The 18068-nt window shown below is 43.4% G+C and carries 13 protein-coding genes and 1 pseudogene; 10 read left to right on the top strand and 4 right to left on the bottom strand.

What is annotated here, in order from left to right; genetic code table 11:
- Positions 1 to 49: 49 nt before the first annotated feature.
- Positions 50 to 721 carry a dienelactone hydrolase family protein gene (locus HCZ91_RS06705; RefSeq protein WP_179798770.1) on the bottom strand — a complete coding sequence of 224 codons (672 nt, stop codon included), beginning with the start codon at positions 719 to 721 and terminating at the stop codon, positions 50 to 52.
- A 446-nt stretch (positions 722 to 1167) separates the two neighbouring features.
- Between HCZ91_RS06705 and HCZ91_RS06700 the strand changes: the two genes are divergently transcribed.
- The 4 genes from HCZ91_RS06700 to HCZ91_RS06685 all read left to right on the top strand — a co-directional run bounded on the left by HCZ91_RS06700 (position 1168) and on the right by HCZ91_RS06685 (position 5712).
- Positions 1168 to 2532: a glycerophosphodiester phosphodiesterase family protein gene (locus HCZ91_RS06700; protein ID WP_179798769.1), complete on the top strand. Its 1365-nt coding sequence runs from the start codon at positions 1168 to 1170 to the stop codon at positions 2530 to 2532.
- Positions 2533 to 2764: 232 nt separating this feature from the next.
- On the top strand, positions 2765 to 3544 hold the full coding sequence (locus HCZ91_RS06695) for a response regulator (RefSeq protein WP_179798768.1): 780 nt from the start codon (positions 2765 to 2767) through the stop codon (positions 3542 to 3544).
- A 16-nt stretch (positions 3545 to 3560) separates the two neighbouring features.
- Positions 3561 to 5381, top strand: coding sequence for a two-component system sensor histidine kinase CreC (creC, locus tag HCZ91_RS06690; RefSeq protein ID WP_179798767.1), 1821 nt, complete (start codon positions 3561 to 3563; stop codon positions 5379 to 5381).
- Between the two features lie 130 nt (positions 5382 to 5511).
- Entirely contained in the window at positions 5512 to 5712 is a 201-nt protein-coding gene (locus tag HCZ91_RS06685) for a hypothetical protein (RefSeq protein ID WP_179798766.1), read from the top strand.
- A gap of 134 nt (positions 5713 to 5846) precedes the next feature.
- Here HCZ91_RS06685 and aroC read toward each other — a convergent pair whose 3' ends face one another.
- Positions 5847 to 6950: a chorismate synthase gene (aroC, locus tag HCZ91_RS06680; RefSeq protein WP_179798765.1), complete on the bottom strand. Its 1104-nt coding sequence runs from the start codon at positions 6948 to 6950 to the stop codon at positions 5847 to 5849.
- A gap of 157 nt (positions 6951 to 7107) precedes the next feature.
- Complete coding sequence (prmB, locus tag HCZ91_RS06675; protein ID WP_179798764.1) at positions 7108 to 8280, bottom strand: 50S ribosomal protein L3 N(5)-glutamine methyltransferase; 1173 nt, start codon at positions 8278 to 8280, stop codon at positions 7108 to 7110.
- Between the two features lie 340 nt (positions 8281 to 8620).
- Between prmB and HCZ91_RS06670 the strand changes: the two genes are divergently transcribed.
- Complete coding sequence (locus HCZ91_RS06670; RefSeq protein WP_179798763.1) at positions 8621 to 10024, top strand: L,D-transpeptidase family protein; 1404 nt, start codon at positions 8621 to 8623, stop codon at positions 10022 to 10024.
- Positions 10025 to 10179: 155 nt separating this feature from the next.
- Here the strand turns inward: HCZ91_RS06670 and HCZ91_RS06665 are convergent, their stop codons facing one another.
- Positions 10180 to 10392, bottom strand: a complete 213-nt coding sequence (locus tag HCZ91_RS06665; protein ID WP_102094255.1) for a hypothetical protein — start codon at positions 10390 to 10392, stop codon at positions 10180 to 10182.
- 275 nt (positions 10393 to 10667) lie between these two features.
- Between HCZ91_RS06665 and HCZ91_RS06660 the strand changes: the two genes are divergently transcribed.
- The 5 genes and pseudogenes from HCZ91_RS06660 (at position 10668) to HCZ91_RS06640 (ending at position 18050) form a co-directional block, all read left to right on the top strand.
- Positions 10668 to 12434, top strand: coding sequence for a DUF389 domain-containing protein (locus tag HCZ91_RS06660; RefSeq protein ID WP_179798762.1), 1767 nt, complete (start codon positions 10668 to 10670; stop codon positions 12432 to 12434).
- Positions 12435 to 12588: 154 nt separating this feature from the next.
- Complete coding sequence (gene alaS / locus HCZ91_RS06655; RefSeq protein ID WP_179798761.1) at positions 12589 to 15261, top strand: alanine--tRNA ligase; 2673 nt, start codon at positions 12589 to 12591, stop codon at positions 15259 to 15261.
- A gap of 357 nt (positions 15262 to 15618) precedes the next feature.
- Positions 15619 to 16905, top strand: coding sequence for an aspartate kinase (locus tag HCZ91_RS06650; protein WP_057759246.1), 1287 nt, complete (start codon positions 15619 to 15621; stop codon positions 16903 to 16905).
- Between the two features lie 423 nt (positions 16906 to 17328).
- Positions 17329 to 17496, top strand: a pseudogene (csrA, locus tag HCZ91_RS06645) (carbon storage regulator CsrA); the annotation flags it as partial.
- A 179-nt stretch (positions 17497 to 17675) separates the two neighbouring features.
- Positions 17676 to 18050: a HopJ type III effector protein gene (locus HCZ91_RS06640; RefSeq protein WP_057759243.1), complete on the top strand. Its 375-nt coding sequence runs from the start codon at positions 17676 to 17678 to the stop codon at positions 18048 to 18050.
- Positions 18051 to 18068: the final 18 nt, after the last annotated feature.

Raw genomic sequence — 18068 nt, 5'->3', positions numbered from 1 at the left:
GTTTCAACCTATAAGTAGCCTGCATTACATTACGTTACAGCTTAATAGACTAAGCCAAAACAGTGTTTAACCATTTACCGATATTTTGAATCTGTGGCATACAGACTTGGTGCGCCATCGGATACATATTATAAGACACATTATAATCTTTTGCTGATAATAACTGCTGTGCTTGCTCACCTAGGATAACAGGCACGACTGGGTCATGAGAACCATGTTCAATCAGAATCGGCATGTCTTTATTGGCAGCACTATACTCAATATTATCATTGGTCGCTAAGTAGGTAGAGAGCGTCATCAAGCCAGCCAAACGTTTTGGATAGCCAAGTGCCACATGATACGCAACTGCCCCGCCCTGCGAAAACCCTGCGATGACGATATGCTCTGGTAACACGCCGCGCTCTATCTCACGACTGATCAAATCTTGTATCTGCTGAGCAGACTCTTCAATTTGAGCCACATCTACTTTACGCTCCAGACTCATCTCTATGATGTCGTACCATGCTGGCATCACCATGCCACCATTTACTGTGACTGGGCGTTTAGGTGCATGTGGGAAGATAAAACGTACTGCCATATCATTAGCCAAGCCAAGCTGCGGTACAACTGGCTCAAAATCATGACCGCTAGCACCTAAGCCATGTAGCCAAATCACTGCGCGATCTATCTTTTTTTGAGAGGGATTGTGCTCAACGACGACGGCGTCTAAATAGTTATTCATAGTTATCCTTAATAATGTAGTGAGAGATGCCTTAAGCATTTCTATATTTTTTGCCAAAATAATGTGTGTGTCATTATATGGTCAATATCATCTGTTAGTTTGAGAGTATGGTCAATAGTGAGGTACTAAACGAACAATAACAAAAATGTGAACAGTATAAGAAGACACGTATGATTTTACGACCGATAAGCTCAGTACTATCAAGCTTAAAACTATCAAGCTTAAATACTGTCAGCTGTCTATTCTTTAGTACATGTGCCTACAATTGTATCCGCATTAATGCTAAAGTTTTACAAGGCCAATTTCCTACAAGGCTAGGCTCTTACAACAATGTCACGACCTTTAGTGGTTTTTAGCAAACAGCAATCAATAGTCAAACGTTAATTTTTCAATTCCTATCCATACGTCCGATGGGATTTTTTTATAATTTTGCAGGAACATTTTACATGACAATTTCTAATAAATCAGCGCTTGAGCTGAGTAAGTACACGATGGCTAAAGTTAATAAGATGAATCTCGCCTTACCTTTAACGCTGATCAGCTCATTATTGATAGTAGGCTGCACTACCGATAGCCGCTCAACGCTCACATCAAAAGCCCCTTTATCGACAGCGCAACCGCAATCACAATCGTCTTCACCTGTCGCATATACCTATGGAGTGCGTCCGTTTTATTTGATAAATGATATGGATGAGGGACCACTAAAAGAAGAGCTACAGGCATGCAGAGGGCAACTGCCAAGTAAGACAGATTTCTCTATTGCGCATCGAGGTGCGCCGTTACAGCTGCCTGAACATACTTATGATAGCTACGTGGCGTCAGCACAAATGGGTGCTGGCATCTTGGAATGTGATGTCGCTTTTACCAATGACGGTGAGCTTGTCTGTCGTCATGCCCAGAACGATTTGCACACCACTACTAATATATTAGCCACGCCGCTGGCCAAGCAATGTACCGTACCGCCCATCTTAGATGCTAAAGGCAAACTTACTAATGCCGAAAGTATCGAATGCCGAACCTCAGATATCAGTGCCGCTCAGTTTAAAACCTTGACGGGTAAGATGGATGCTGCCAATAAAAAAGCAACCAGTATTAGTGAATATATGAATGCAACCGCGCCTTGGCGAACGGATTTGTACTCGCAAAACGGCAAAGTGTTAACCTTGAAAGAGCATATCGCGTTGGCTCGCAAGCTGGGTATGAAGCACACGCCTGAGCTAAAAGCACCTGCAGTGACCATGCCGTTTAACGGCTATCGTTTGAACGATTACCGCCAACAGCTGATAGATACTTATAAGGCAGCGGATGTACCTGCAAGCGATGTATTTGCCCAGTCATTCAATATAGAAGATCTTGATTACTGGATCAAAAACGAGCCAGCTTATGGGGCTAATGCCGTTTATCTGATTGATGACAGCAATGAGACCGCTAAGGATAAAACATTTGATAAAGATGACGCAAGCACATGGAAGCACTCATTGGCTGATATCAAAGCACGTGGCATAAACACCATCGCTCCAGCACTTTGGTTGCTAGTCACTACTGATGGTAAGGGAAATATGCAACCATCAGAATACGCAAAACAAGCCAAAGCCAATGGTCTAAAAATCATTACTTGGTCGATAGAGCGTTCAGGGCCATTAACGGATGGTGGCGATTGGTACTATAGCGGTCTTGGTGATGCTATCAACAATGACGGTGATATGATGAATTATATTGACGTACTAGCGCAGGACGTCGGTGTCCAAGGCATTTTTTCAGATTGGCCAGCTACGGTGAGCTACTATGCCAACTGCAAAGGTCTTAAATAGATTTTCGCTTAGTCTATTAATATACAACCACGCTTAATCTTCGTTACCAAGGCCAACTTATTTATGGAGCTGGCTTTTTTGTTGAATGTATTAAGGTGATTACATCACAAACTATCTACTGAGCACCCTACTTTTCCATTAACTTTTCACACCATTTAACTCGTGGCAGCAAAAGCAACCTGCTGTTTTGTGCTACGATAATTTACTAAGCTTATAAGACGATGTAGAGACTATGACCCATATTTTACTGGTAGAAGATGATCCTGCGATCGCGATGTCGCTTAAGGTTACCTGTAAGCGCGAAGGCTGGCAGATAACTTGGTTGGATAATGCCAGTAGCGTGTTACCCATGTTGCATAGTCATGAAGCACAAGATCTGTCGGCGATCATTATGGATGTAGGTCTACCAGATGGTGATGGCTTGAGTCTATGTCAGAAAATACGTCATACGCCTGATATCGACGCCTTAAAAGATTTGCCTATCGTGTTTTTGACCGCGCGTAGCGATGAGGTCGATCGGATTTTGGGGTTGGAGATGGGTGGTGACGACTATTGCGCCAAACCCTTTAGTCCACGTGAATTGGTCGCACGCTTAAAAGCCATTTGGCGCCGTGAACAACTGATTCAACAGTCAGGATCTCATATCGCAAACTCAAATGACAGTACGGATAATACTTCGTCAAACAATCTATCAGGACAAGCATTAACGTTTGAAAACCAATCCGGCGTTTGGCATTATCAACCGCTCAACTATTCATTAACGTGGCAAGAGCAAAAGCTTGAACTTAGCAATACAGAACGCAAAATTCTGCTGACATTATTACAAGCGCCGTATCAAGTCTTTAGCCGTGAGCAGTTACTTAGCGCAGTAAGCGACTATCCTGACCACCGCTTGGCACGCACTATAGACAGTCATATTAAGTCAATTCGTAAACAGCTCGCTATGGTAGATTCGAGTATAGATGTCATCCATACACATCGTGGACTGGGTTACGCACTATGTCCCGCTTAACAGTGGCTGCTAGTTTATGAATAATAAAACCAATCCTGCTGAAAATGATATTCATAATGACCAAAGCAATTGGTATGCCAAACTGCATCCAATTGGTACTGCTCAGCAAGCCCCTAAACGCAAACGGCTGCTCAATTTAAGTATATTTTTTAGAATTTGGCTAGCCGTTGCGTTGGTGCTCGTCATATGCGGCGTGGTGGTGTTTACTCAGTTGTTTGGCTACGTTAAGCCAACCGCGCAGCAAGTCATCGAAGATACTCTCTTGGATACCAGTAAATTACTCGCGGCCAGTCTACAGGTGCCGTTATCTACAGGGCAGCTATATGACGAGGAATATCAAGCGCAACTTGATGCTGCATTTGTCGGCATGCCAGCGATGGGCGAAACGCTCAGTCCTGTCGATCAAACCAAAAGCTACAGTAGCTTTCGTGTATATGTGACAGACAGTAGCGGCATAGTCATTTACGACTCCCTGCCCAAACCTGATAATAATGAAGGGCAGAACTATGGACGCTGGAATGATGTCTATCTCACGTTAAAAGGACAATACGGCGCGAGAAGTACACTGCAAGATTATCAGCGGCGCGATGGTTCGGTCATGTATGTGGCGCAACCCATCAAAAATCCGTCTGGAGATATCATCGGTGTGGTCAGTGTCGGTAAGCCTGTCGCTAGCGTATTGCCTTATTTAGATGATACGCGTAACCGTATGCTCATCACCGCACTACTTATCAGTATCGCCGCCCTTATACTGGCAGGTCTAGTAGCATGGTGGCTTAAGCAAAGTATTACCTTAGTGACTCAATATACTAGCGCGCTGGCAGAAGACACCAAAAAGCCCTATTTCTATCTAGGTCATGAATTAAATAGCCTGACAGATACCATCGAGACCATGAAGCATCGATTGGAAAATCGTGCTTACGTCACCGATTACGTCCATACTTTGACCCATGAGCTAAAAAGCCCTTTAACCGCGATACGTGCCAGTAGCGAGCTGTTAGAGGACGATGGATTGGATGGAAATAAACTGGATAATGAAGATCGGCAGATGCTCATTGAGACGGTTGGCGAGCAAAGCGTAAAGATGCAACAACTCATCGACCGACTTCTGTTGCTGGCTAAAGTAGAACAGCCTACCTTTAAACTCAACCGACAATTGACTCCCCTATTACCGCTTTTGCAAAATTTGATCAAAAATAATACAGCCAAGCAGCAACAGCAGAATCTATACCCTATCGATATACATATTGATAATAAGAATGTAACCAATACTGCAAACTTGCCAGCAGAAGTACTGGCATCGACCAGCGTGTATGCTGACCAATTTTGGTTAATACAGGTACTGCAAAATGTGCTTGATAATGCGATACACTTTGCAAATCGTACTGTTGAGATTTCATTGTATAGCACTGCTCGAACCGTCACTATCGATATATTCAATGATGGTAAACTGCTACCCGAATATGCTATAGCCAAAGCATTTGAGCGTTACTTTAGCTTGTCTCATCAAAGCCAATCATCATCTCAAACCACAAATCAAGCAACGGAACAAACCACAAATCGTATAGATATTAATGACCTAAATATAGACTCAGTATATCCAACGACTGAGCCAAGGCAGACTGACCATAGTAGTAATACGCTTAAAAAGGGCACGGGCCTTGGACTCACCTTAGTAAAGCAAGTCATTGAGCACCATGGCGGTCAGGTAACTATTGATAATGTCCATGCCAATGATTATAAAGCAGACACTGATAAAGCTAGAACTGATAACACTGATACTGGTAAAAAGCAGCTTTCTGGTGTGATGGTTAGTATTACCTTGCCCTTAGCTTGAGAGTAATAACTTATAACAGTTCATCAACTTTCCATCATGACTACACAGGATTTCTACTTCTTTATTTTACGATAACACTAGGATCTATTGAACCATCAAATTCGTAAAGCAAATTAGGAGTAGAAAATATATGTCATATCAATTAACTGATAACCTTATCATCAAGAACCTAATCGGCCTTAGTCGTCATCAATGCGTACAAACTTTATTGAGCCAAGGTGTCGGTAGTATTGAGTTTGGACATTGGCTAGCGATTCCTAGTCAGCGGTTATTGTTGGTGTTTCGGCATCAGCAATGTGTGGCTATTGATGAGTATCAACTGGCAGCCTGATATCTTGCTCGCTCAACACATTAATTGTATTTAGGTAACACCTGTATTTTATTTGGACATAAAAAAGCCCTTTATTATTTCTAGTATTAAACTACTGGAAACAACAAAGGGCTGATTACTCTACGACAAAAATACTAAGTAATCGATTCTACTGGTGGCTTTACATCCGCATTTTGACCGCGATGGCGCAGATAGTGATCTAGCAAAACAATGGCTAACATGGCTTCTGCAATCGGCGTGGCACGGACACCCACGCAAGGATCATGACGACCCTTAGTCAGCATATCAACTGCTTCACCTTGAGTGTTGATGCTCTTGCCAGCAGTGGTAATACTAGACGTTGGTTTTAGCGCAATACTCACACGGATATCTTGGCCTGATGAGATACCGCCCAAGACACCGCCAGCATGGTTGGCTGCAAACCCATCTGGCGTCAGCTCATCACGAGCGCTATGTCCGAATTGACCTGCCACCGCCATCCCATCGCCAATCTCGACGCCTTTGACCGCATTGATACTCATCATCGCATGAGCAATATCTGCATCTAAACGATCAAATACTGGCTCACCTAAGCCTACTGGCACACCGCTCGCAATGATATCAAGGCGTGCACCACAGCTAGTGCCTTCGCGGCGCAAGTTATCAATCAACGTCTCAAAACGACCGATCGCTTCTTTGTCGGCACAAAAGAACGGATTACTATTTACAAAATCCCAGTCAATTTGGTTTGGGTCTAAGACATTACTATGCTCATTGCCAATCTGAGTCACGTGACCACGGATTTGTACGCCCAAACGTCCTTGCAGATATTTCTTGGCAATAGCACCAGCTGCCACTCGCATAGCCGTCTCACGCGCTGACGAACGACCACCACCACGATAGTCACGGAAACCATATTTCATACTGTAAGTATAGTCAGCGTGTCCAGGACGGAAAGTATCTTTGATATCGCTATAGTCTTTAGATTTTTGATTGGTATTGCGAATCAATAGACCGATAGACGTACCTGTGGTTTTGCCTTCAAACACACCAGAGATAATCTCAACTTCATCAGACTCACGGCGCTGGGTTGAATACTTAGACGTACCTGGTTTGCGACGATCCAAATCTACTTGTAGGTCGTCTGCAGATAATGCTAAACCTGGTGGTACGCCATCAACGATGGCCATAAGGCCTGCCCCATGCGACTCACCGCAAGTGGTAACCGTAAAAACCTGCCCAATACTATTGCCTGCCATAACTGTCCTTAAACAAGTAAACGCTACTGATGACTATTTGACCAATCACTCATGCCACTTATGATGACTGCTTATACTGCTTGTATGTAATGAGTGATTGTATTGTTATTTATAGTTTCGGCTCGTGCAGCCGATGTCTATTTAACCTAATATTTGTCTATTGAAGGCTATCTAATAGCTGAACATAAGAGGCAAACAATTGACGGTTTGAAACTAGCTCATCATAGGTAATCGCAAAGACACCATGTCCACCATGTGCAAACTTCAACCAATCAAATTGGATTTCAGGATAGGCTTGTTTTAATGCCCATTCGCTGTCGCCTACTTCACAGACCAGCAACCCATCTGGGCTAAGGTAATCTGGCGCTTCAAATAAAATACGATGTACCAAATCCAAGCCATCTTGGCCCGCGGCTAATGCATGCTCAGGCTCGTATAAGAACTCAGGCGGTAAATCTGCCATGATAGCAGCGTCTACATACGGCGGATTGGTGACGATAAGCTCATACTGATTTTCAGCAGGTATCTTGGCAAACAAATCAGACTCGATTACGTTTACTTGATGGCCAAGGTCATGATGATCTACGTTGACCATTGCTACTTCTAATGCGCCTTTATCGATATCAACGGCATCAACCAACGCATCAACGAAACGAGTAGCAAGCGCGATAGCGATACAGCCAGAGCCAGTACACAAGTCCAAGATACGCTCAGGCTGCGACAACTGCTTCACATCTAGGCCATGGTCATAAAATACCGCTGACTTTTCGTTCGGACTGACACCCAGTGGTTTGGCCAACTCGGTAACTTCAAAGTACGGATGGAACTGCTGACGAATCAACTCTGCAATCGGTGAACGAGGGATAAGAACACGCTCATCAACATAAAAAGGCAAATCGCAGAAGTACGACAAGTTAATCAAATAACTTAACGGCTTACGTTCAGCGATACGCTCTTCTAACAGCCCTAGTACCAACTGCTTTTCAGACGTGGTCAGACGACAGTCTAAAATCTGCTCATTGGCAGACCAATCGAGAGACAAAGAATGCAAGACAATGGCTGACGCTTCTGCAAACTCATCGGTCGTGCCTTGTGCAACAACAACGTCATAGTTACGCAGCTGCGTGACTGAAAAACGAATAAAGTCGCGAATACTGACGAGCTGCTCACGTGCTTCGTTTAGCTCTGCATGTAAGTTAGCAAATTCATCGTGCTCACCAAGAAGTCCAGTCTCTAAATCATACTCCATCTCACCGTCTAAGCCCTCAGACTCATCATTGAAGTATTGGTTTTGAAACTCTTCTGCACTCATTGTTTGGTCTTCTGACATATCGCACCTTGTGGATTAACTGCTAGCGGGTTAAATTGCTTTTTGCTAAAAATCGTTATATTAAATAAAATTCAGTCATACATTATAGACGTAAACCTCTAGTAGCGCCAATAACTGTCATTTTTACTTGCACAAAAAATAGTGCGAATAATGAACAGTTTGCGTAAGAATCGAGCACGACGCCATACACACCTTGGTTAAATTATTACCCAACTGTAGCGAATACGTCAGCAGTTGACGTTTGGCAAGTCTTAAATGCAAAAAGATGTGTCAAAAATTTGCGATGCAATCAAATTATGCGCATAATAGCCGCATTAGTAGCAACCACAAGTGACTCAATATGATGAAAATAAAGCCAATTATTACTGCCATATCTATCGCAGCTGTAAGTGCTAGTGTAGCCGCACTTGCTGCACCTGCCGATAGTACTCGCACATTGCCAGTACGCACGGCTGACGCTATGCCAGGTCTTGCAAAAAAGGTTAGCCTTAATGTGCAAGAAAACCGTAGTCGCTCAGATGGCGCTGCTACTGTACAGTTAAATACAGAGAAAGCGAAACCAGTCGACAGCATGAACCAGCTTATCAATAATAAGCAAGAAGCCAACCAAAACGTGCCAGCCCCAGTTGCTGATAATATGAGTGCAGCAGAACTAACGCGTAAAGATGAGCAAGCTGACCGCAATGATGACATTAGTGAAGGTCAAGCCGTCGCTGCGCCTAGCGACCTATCATCTATCGACTCGTCTGATCCACTCGCTTTTGAGTTACCAGAGAGTGAGAAGCGTCAAGACTTTAGCGATGATCCAACCATCAAAAACATCGAAGACAAGGATGGTAAGAAGCACACAACGCTGAACTTGTCGAACTATGCTAAGCAAGTGAACGGTGCTGTCTGGTCACCTAATATGAAAGTCAACTCAGCGATGACCATCAAAATGCAGGCGCTGCTCGATTGGAACCATGCTTCTCCTGGTCCTATCGATGGTGGTTGGGGCATGAACAGCAAAAAAGCCCTTGTTAACTTCCAAACGATGAAAGGCTTGCCAGCGACTGGTAAAATGGATCAACAAACTTGGGACGCCTTGGTTAAAAATATCCCTGCAAACAAACCTGTACTGGTCACTTATACGTTGACCGCAGACGATATCAATACCAATTTTGCGACTACGCCTTCTGGTTCAGAAGCGAAGTCAAAAATGAAAGGTCTTTATTATCAAGATATTAAAGAGATGCTAGGTGAACGTTTCCATATGGATGTACGTTACTTAGATAAACTCAACAAAAATAAAAAGTACGCTGTTGGCGAGACTATCACAGTACTAAATACTCGTGACAAGCTGAACCAACGTATCAATCGCGTAGTCGCTAACAAAGCCGACAAAACATTGTATGCCTATAATGGTGACAAATTGGTTGCTACTTATCCGACGACCGTCGGTAGCGATGCCACACCGTCTCCAAAAGGTACGTTCAAAATTATCAATAAAGTGAAAATGCCTTGGTATAAATCAACCGTTGGTGAAGGCGCTCAAAAGAAAGTTCATATGATAGCACCAGGACCAAACAACCCAGTCGGTGTCGTTTGGATGGGATTATCTAAGCCTTCTTACGGTTTACATGGCTCACCAGTACCTGAAGGTATCAGTCGTCAAGGCTCAGCAGGTTGTGTTCGTTTGACCAACTGGGATGTGTTAGAAGTTTATGCCAACATCGAAAATGGCGCGGTTGTCGAACTTCAATAAATAGAACTGTATTAAATCTAGCTTCGATGCTAGTTAGCAAATATTTTTAATGATGACAAAAAAGACCTCAATATTGAGGTCTTTTTTTGTTTGTTGATAGGTGGTTCCACTTTATATCGATAACACTGCTTGTCTTTATTTTTGACTGTTTGACTTTATGTTTTATAGCCTTCTTCATTGCCAGTAATACTGCCAATTTTTTTGGTAAAGAATAATCCTGCAGGTATCGAAGCTAGAACGCCCAATCCCACTGCTATTTGAATATGAAATATCTCATCGAACCCTGTAATGAGAGCACCAATCATAAAAAGTCCGATAGTCACAGTAGCTGCCATTGAGTAGATGACAGAAAATAACGGCCAGTTCATAAATTATTCCTTATCTTTATTGTGGATATAATATATTTAACCTTAATTCCACAAAAAAAGTAAGTATTTATCGTGAACCCTTGTAGCATCTATATTGAATGACTTTAGAATAAAAACCATGCTATTATTAAGGTTTTAGACTTAATCATAAGAAATACCAGTTCTTACTCCCACCTTCTCTCAACTCTTTTTTATATTTTCAAGAATCTCCTATATCTTTATCTATTTATCATTACAATAATGACTTTCTTTACCTACTAAGAACGCTATCTGCTATGTCCTCATCTGAAAAAAACACTGCGCCTAACTCAGTGGATCAAAACGATTCATCAATCGCTACTGACGCCTCTCACAATCAAGACGCGACAATTGACCCAGTAGTTGATGATGCCGCTGTAGACAATGATGAAAGCGAAGACAATCAACACAAGCAATCGACTGATACAGATAGCAAAACAGACTCCGAAGTAGACACTGAATGTGCGCAGCCACCTGACGCTGAGATAACCATGGAAACCATCAGTGACGATGTGGTCGTAGCAACATTGGAGTCGACAGAACCTGAGTCACAATCAAATACTGAAGCATCAGAGGTTGCAGAGTCAGAAACTATAGAAGCGAAAGAAAAGTCCGATTTCTTCCAGTCGGATACGGCAGAAACAACAGAAAAAAGTGCTCGAGATGATAGTGATGCTGAAGTAACGGTAGAAGCAGAAGACAACTATGCCGATGACCCTGCTGATGACACAAATATCGCAGCACAGTCATCAGATAACAAAACAGCCAATCAACAAAAGACAAAAAACAAATCTAGTCGCGATGATGACAATCAAAATAATGACTCAGAAGATAATAACCAAAGTAAAGACACTGATGTAGAAGATAGCGATGTAGAAGACAGCGACGCTCAAAAGTCTCAAGGTGAAAGTGACGAAGATGAGGTTCAAGAGGAAAAAGAAGCCAAACTTGAGTCTTATAAGCAATTTGTCGCCGAGCAATTTAGCAATCAAAAGGTAGATTACCCAGAAGTACGGGTTAGGATTGAGGCGAACGCGCTACCTAGCAAGATGTACTTCATCATGAACATTTTGTCTGCCATCATTGCCAGTTATGGCCTAGTGACCAATTCAGCAGCCGTGGTCATCGGAGCGATGCTGGTTGCGATGATGCTAGGCCCTATCACGGGTATAGCGCTAGCGATTATCGATCACCGTATGCCCTTACTGCGTAAGTCGCTTTTTACCGTCATTATCGGTGTCTCGCTGGTGGTATTGGTCGGCTTTATCGTTGGTTGGCTACATAAAGATCAACCGCTAACGGCAGAAATCCTATCACGTACCCAGCCTACTTCCATGGATCTGATGATTGCCTTAGCAGGTGGTACTGCTGGCGCGTACGCGATGGTATCTCCGCATCTCTCGGTTGCTGTTGTTGGCGTTGCGGTTGCCACAGCCTTAGTACCACCACTGGCTGCTAGTGGTATCTTACTCGCTAATGGCGAGATGCAGCTTGGGCTTGGTGCGCTGTTATTGGCAGCGACAAACATTCTTGCTATCCAGTTTACCAATGCGCTTGTATTGTGGGTGTTAGGGTTCCGTCGTTTGGTCGATGACGATTACAAGTCCAATACCTATCTGACTTTTTTGCAGCGTAACGCGGTGACTTTATTACTACTTGGCGGCTTAGGTGCCTACTTAACCATCAACCTACAGACCAATGCTAAGCAGCAAGTATTCGAGAGTAGTGTCAAAGAAGCCATCAACAACTACTTTATCGATCAAGGCAATGTATTGACCAATACACAGTTTGATACCTCAGAAGAGAACCAAGTGGTGCGGGCGATCGTACGTGGAGAAACTTTACCGAGCTCATACGATGTACGCCAGATTGAGACACTCATTACTAATGATATGGCAGAGAATTTCCCAGAGTACTTGCCAATCAAGCTTCAACTACGTTATTTGCCTGTGCAAGTAATCGAGTCTAATCCAACGACGCAAGACAAATTGGATGAAACGGATGCGGCCATTTTGACCAACTAATATGCATACTTTACAAATTATGCAGTGACTAGCACACGTATAATAACCTAGTAGTTATAACTCTTGTACCAAGAGCTTGGGCGTTTGTGCTAAAATCGCTTGCAAAATTATTTTATGTCATTTACTCAATTCTATCCGTCAGTAAGGAGCCGCTGTGAGCCAGCCATTTCGCTCAGCCGATATTCGCCAAGCCTTTATCGATTTTTTCATAAGCAAGCAGCACACCCAAGTTTCATCGTCTAGCTTGATTCCACACAATGATCCGACATTGCTATTTACCAATGCCGGTATGAATCAGTTTAAAGAAACCTTTTTGGGTATGGAACCACGTGACTATACACGTGCGGTAACCTCGCAAAAGTGTGTACGTGCTGGCGGCAAACATAATGATTTGGATAATGTCGGCTATACCGCCCGTCATCATACTTTCTTTGAAATGCTTGGCAACTTCTCATTTGGTGATTATTTCAAGCAAGCAGGCATCGAGTATATCTGGGAATTTCTAACCTCGGAGAAGTGGTTAGCGATTGATAAAGATCGTCTCTACGTCACTATCTATGAAACTGATGACGAAGCTTTTGAGATTTGGAATAAAAACATCGGCATTCCGAGTGAGCGCATCATTCGTATTGGTGATAATAAAGGTGCTCCCTACGCTTCTGATAACTTTTGGACAATGGGTGACACTGGTCCTTGTGGTCCTTGCACCGAAGTCTTTTATGACCACGGTGCCGATATCGAAGGCGGCCTGCCAGGTACGCCAGAAGAAGACGGCGATCGCTATATTGAGATTTGGAACTGTGTATTCATGCAGTTCAATCGTCAAAAAGACGGCACACTATTACCACTGCCTGCACCTAGCGTCGATACAGGCATGGGGCTTGAGCGTATTAGTGCCATCATGCAAGGCGTTCATGGCAACTACGAGATCGACTTATTTGTCCATTTGATGGATGCAGCGGCTGAAATCCTAGAGATCAATAACGAGCAACAATCATCATTGAAAGTCATCGCCGACCATATTCGTGCCGTGGCGTTTTTGATTGCTGATGGTGTCACGCCAAGTAATGAAGGTCGCGGCTATGTATTGCGCCGTGTCATTCGTCGTGCGGTACGTCATGGCAACAAGCTTGGCGCTGATAGTGAGTTTTTCTATAAAATGGTTGCGCCACTCGTCGCTGAAATGGGCAGTGCTTATCCTGAGCTAAAAGACAAGCAGAGCGTCATCGAAAACGCCATTCAAAAAGAAGAAGCACAGTTTGCTAAAACATTGGCTCAAGGCTTACGTTTACTTGCCAGCGAACTTGAAGGCTTACAAGATGGCGATACGCTATCTGGTGAAGCAGCATTTAAGCTTTATGATACCTATGGTTTCCCACTTGATTTGACCGCCGATATCACTCGTGAGCGTGGTATTGCTATTGATGAAGCCGAATTTGATGAGCATATGCAGGCACAACGTGAGCGTGCGCGTGATGCTGGCAAGTTTGACGTCGATTACAGCAGTGTCATCCAAGTAGAAACGCCAACGACATTTATCGGCTATGAGCAGCTTGAAGAAGACGGCGTGACTATTGACGCGCTTTATCAAGACGGCAACCCAGCAGACAGCTTAACAGAAGGCATGGAAGGCGTTGTGGTATTGGATCGCACCCCATTTTATGCTGAAGGTGGTGGTCAAGTTGGTGAGCTTGGTGAAATCCGTACGGCATCTGGCGTTTTTGAAGTTCAAGACACCAAAAAATCTGGTCAGGCGATTATCCATTATGGTGTCGTGACCATGGGCGATATCAGCACTAAGCAAACCGCTGAAGCACAAGTACTTTCTAGCATTCGTGCTGCTAGTGCCAAAAATCATTCGGCCACTCACCTGTTGCATGCAGCACTAAGAGAAGTGCTGGGCGATGCGGTCACGCAGAAAGGCTCGTTGGTCTCAAGCGAAGTGTTACGTTTTGACTTTGCTTATGACAAACCTGTCAGCGCCGCTGAAATCATGCGTGTTGAACGTCTCGTTAATGAACAAATTCAAGCCAATACCCCTGCCCGCATCGAGCACATGTCGATTGATGAAGCGATGAATCAAGGCGCTATGGCACTGTTTGGTGAAAAGTACGGTAGTGATGTTCGAGTCCTAACCATGGGTACAGACCGTATCGTTGATGGTCAGCGTAAGCCTTTTTCTATCGAGCTATGTGGTGGCTTGCACGTACAGCGTACGGGCGATATCGGTGTGCTAAAAATCACTAGTGAGTCTGGTATTGCGGCTGGTATCCGCCGAGTTGAAGCTGTCACTGGCATGAACGCGGTCAAAAATATTCAGCAAAGCGAGCAACAACTGAGCGAATTGGCAAGTCAGCTGAAAGTAAAACGTCCTGAAGTGGCGCAGCGTGTCCGTACGATGGCTGATAAGCAACGTGACCTAGAAAAACAACTAGAGCGCTTAGAGCAGAAAATCGCCAGTGCTCAAGCAGCCAATTTGCTTGATGATGTACAAACGATCGCAGGTACGCCAGTTCTTATCAGTACTTTAAGCGGTATCGATGGTAAATCCATCCGTACGCTAATGGACGATATCAAATCAAAACTCCCTGATAGCGTGATTGTATTGATTGGTGATAAAGATGACCAATTAGCACTCGCAGCGAGCGTCGCAAAACCTGTCACTGCCAAAGTGAAAGCTGGTGATATTATTCGTCATTTGGCAGGTGAGCTTGGTGGTAAAGGTGGCGGTAAGCCTGACTACGCACAAGGCGGCGCACCGAAGTCTGGCAACAGTACAGCGGTTATCAGCGCTCTACCTGCTTGGATTGAAACCCAGCTAAGCTAAGCTAGCGAATACTAAACTCGTGAATATATTGGTATAGCGCGTCACAATGTACTTTATATTTATCGCATAGCTTTACTCTATTACACATAGAATACGTGATTGGTTATAACTACTATAACCAATCGCCATACATCTAAGCGCTCCTGAGGCTTAAAGTTATGCGGTAGATATGGTATAAAGGTCAACGTTTGGGCATATTGTTCATTCTATAAGGTTGATAGATACCATTAGAAGAATGAAAAACCTAAAGGCATAACTCTTATCATCTGGCTTTATCTATACAAGCATTGACGAGCATCACATTGACTCTCATCAATGACAATAAAAAGTCATTATTGAATAAATAGGTAGATTTTTATGGCGTTAATAGTACAGAAATACGGCGGCACCTCGATGGGTAGTATCGACCGCATCAAAAACGTCGCCAAACGAGTCAAACGCTGGCATGACAATGGTCACCAAGTGGTCGTCGTAGTCTCAGCCATGAGCGGCGAAACCAACCGTTTGATTGATCTAGCTCGCCAAATTAGCACACAGCCTGATCCTCGCGAATACGATCAAATGGTCTCAACAGGTGAGCAGGTTTCTATCTCACTACTCGCTATGGCGATTAAAGAGCTTGGTATTGGTGCCCGTTCAATGACTGGTCGCCAAGTCGCGATTAAAACCGACAACGCCCATAACAAAGCCCGTATCGAAAGCATCGATGACAAAAACATACGCGAGCAATTAGATGCTGGCAATATCGTTATTGTGGCAGGTTTCCAAGGTATCGATGAAGAAGGCAACGCGACCACATTAGGGCGCGGCGGTTCTGATACCACAGGTGTGGCGATTGCTGCTGCCTTGGGCGCTGACGAATGTCAAATTTATACCGATGTCGATGGTGTCTATACCACTGACCCTCGTGTGACCTCAAAAGCCAAAAAACTTGAAAAAATTACGTTCGAAGAAATGCTTGAAATGGCAAGTCTTGGCTCTAAGATTCTACAAATTCGCTCAGTAGAATTCGCTGGTAAATATGGCGTGCCGCTGCGTGTACTCTCTAGCTTTGATGAAAACACAGACGGTAGCTTTGACCAAGAATTTCAAGACAACGTTGGTACCCTAATTACGATAGACGAAGGAGACAATATGGAACAGGCAATCATCTCAGGTATCGCGTTCAACAGAGACGAAGCAAAAATCTTAGTACGCGGCGTGCCTGACCATCCTGGCATCGCCTCTGCTATCTTAAGCCCAATTGGTCGTGCCAATATCGAAATCGATATGATTGTACAAAACCTTTCGGATAACGGTACCACTGACTTTACTTTCACAGTTAACCGCACTGATTTAGATAAGACGCTAAAAGTGCTTAACGAAGAAGTGAAAGATGAAATTGGTGCCAAAGAAATATTGGGTAACAGTGAAGTTGTTAAAGTGTCACTAGTTGGTGTTGGCATGCGTTCACACGCAGGTGTCGCTAGCCTTATGTTCCAAACACTGGCTGAAAACAACATCAACATCCAAATGATTTCAACCAGCGAAATCAAAGTGTCTGTTTTGATTCAAGATCAACACCTAGAAAAAGCCGTTAAGTCATTGCACACGGCATTTGGCCTAGATCGTGAAGACGGCGAAAGTAAAATCGCTGGGCTATAAGACATAAAAACTGTTAAAATATAGCATTAGCATTGATGGTTATCTATTAACCGCTATTAATAACTTTATATAGTATGTAGATAAACAGCATATAGATTAATAGCTTTTGAATTAATAATATCTAAATAAAAACAGTACTTAAATAAAATAGGATCTTTTTAGGTCCTATTTTTATTTTTTAGCATAGTTGAAATGAGCATTTACCTAATAGTTTTGTGAAAAACCGTGACAGTATCTGTTATGCCGCCTATAATGGGGCTTTCATTTGGGCTAAATGAATCTACCTATCATTACCGCTATTGGCACGATATCGAGCATCGTGATAATGGTTATATTGCATGTTTGGTGCTGCGGTGATGTTCTGCAATTGAGAAGTAATCTGATGAGTAATAATTTGTTGATGCGACATAAGGAGTGTGACGCATGTTAATTTTGACACGCCGCGTGGGCGAAACGCTAATGATTGGCGACGAAGTAAGTGTGACGGTTCTAGGCGTCAAAGGCAATCAAGTACGTATCGGTGTAAACGCACCTAAAGATATTGCAGTACACCGCGAAGAGATTTATCAACGTATTCAGCATGAGCGTTCTGTACAGTCGCAAATGCAGCATCTTGAACAAGGCAACTTTTCGCCTTCGTTTGATGATGAAGACTACTTTAATCGCTAAGCTAGCTAAATTATAATGCTGAACGCTCAACGGCTACTATCATCATTGAGCACACATAAATATTATATTGTTTTTTTAATCTGCTCTGAGGTCATTTATTTATGAGTATCCGCCAATCAGATGTATCGGCATTACTTAATGGTTTGAACAAAAAAGCCATTGGATTCAATGATGTCATCAGCTTTATCGATGATTTTTATCGCTATGCGCCTGCTCCTTTCGTAAATGGAATGGTACATAATGCAGCCGGTGAGAACGAAGGTAGCGCAAAGATTTTTGGTTTTGCTAAGCACCATGGCCTGAACCAATTAGACACGCTTAAACTATTTGGCGAGCATTATGCCAAGGTTCAAGCAACGCCTAACGGTACCGATCATGCCAATATCCGTAATTTTTTACATTGGGGCTGGCAAGGATTTTTGATGCAAAAGAACCCGCTAACGGTTCGTCCTAGTGTTGATACGACTGCTATTTAATCATTTATGATGATTAAG

The sequence above is a fragment of the Psychrobacter sp. BI730 genome (assembly GCF_013414195.1).
In the GTDB taxonomy this organism is placed as follows: domain Bacteria; phylum Pseudomonadota; class Gammaproteobacteria; order Pseudomonadales; family Moraxellaceae; genus Psychrobacter.
This window is presented reverse-complemented; position numbering and strand designations above follow the sequence as displayed.

Bases quoted from the DNA above. Each gene is read 5' to 3' on its own strand.
- HCZ91_RS06705 (WP_179798770.1), bottom strand. From the start codon at position 721: ATGAATAACTATTTAGACGCCGTCGTCGTTGAGCACAATCCCTCTCAA.
- HCZ91_RS06700 (WP_179798769.1), top strand. From the start codon at position 1,168: ATGACAATTTCTAATAAATCAGCGCTTGAGCTGAGTAAGTACACGATG.
- HCZ91_RS06695 (WP_179798768.1), top strand. From the start codon at position 2,765: ATGACCCATATTTTACTGGTAGAAGATGATCCTGCGATCGCGATGTCG.
- creC (WP_179798767.1), top strand. From the start codon at position 3,561: ATGAATAATAAAACCAATCCTGCTGAAAATGATATTCATAATGACCAA.
- HCZ91_RS06685 (WP_179798766.1), top strand. From the start codon at position 5,512: ATGTCATATCAATTAACTGATAACCTTATCATCAAGAACCTAATCGGC.
- aroC (WP_179798765.1), bottom strand. From the start codon at position 6,950: ATGGCAGGCAATAGTATTGGGCAGGTTTTTACGGTTACCACTTGCGGT.
- prmB (WP_179798764.1), bottom strand. From the start codon at position 8,280: ATGTCAGAAGACCAAACAATGAGTGCAGAAGAGTTTCAAAACCAATAC.
- HCZ91_RS06670 (WP_179798763.1), top strand. From the start codon at position 8,621: ATGATGAAAATAAAGCCAATTATTACTGCCATATCTATCGCAGCTGTA.
- HCZ91_RS06665 (WP_102094255.1), bottom strand. From the start codon at position 10,392: ATGAACTGGCCGTTATTTTCTGTCATCTACTCAATGGCAGCTACTGTG.
- HCZ91_RS06660 (WP_179798762.1), top strand. From the start codon at position 10,668: ATGTCCTCATCTGAAAAAAACACTGCGCCTAACTCAGTGGATCAAAAC.
- HCZ91_RS06650 (WP_057759246.1), top strand. From the start codon at position 15,619: ATGGCGTTAATAGTACAGAAATACGGCGGCACCTCGATGGGTAGTATC.
- HCZ91_RS06640 (WP_057759243.1), top strand. From the start codon at position 17,676: ATGAGTATCCGCCAATCAGATGTATCGGCATTACTTAATGGTTTGAAC.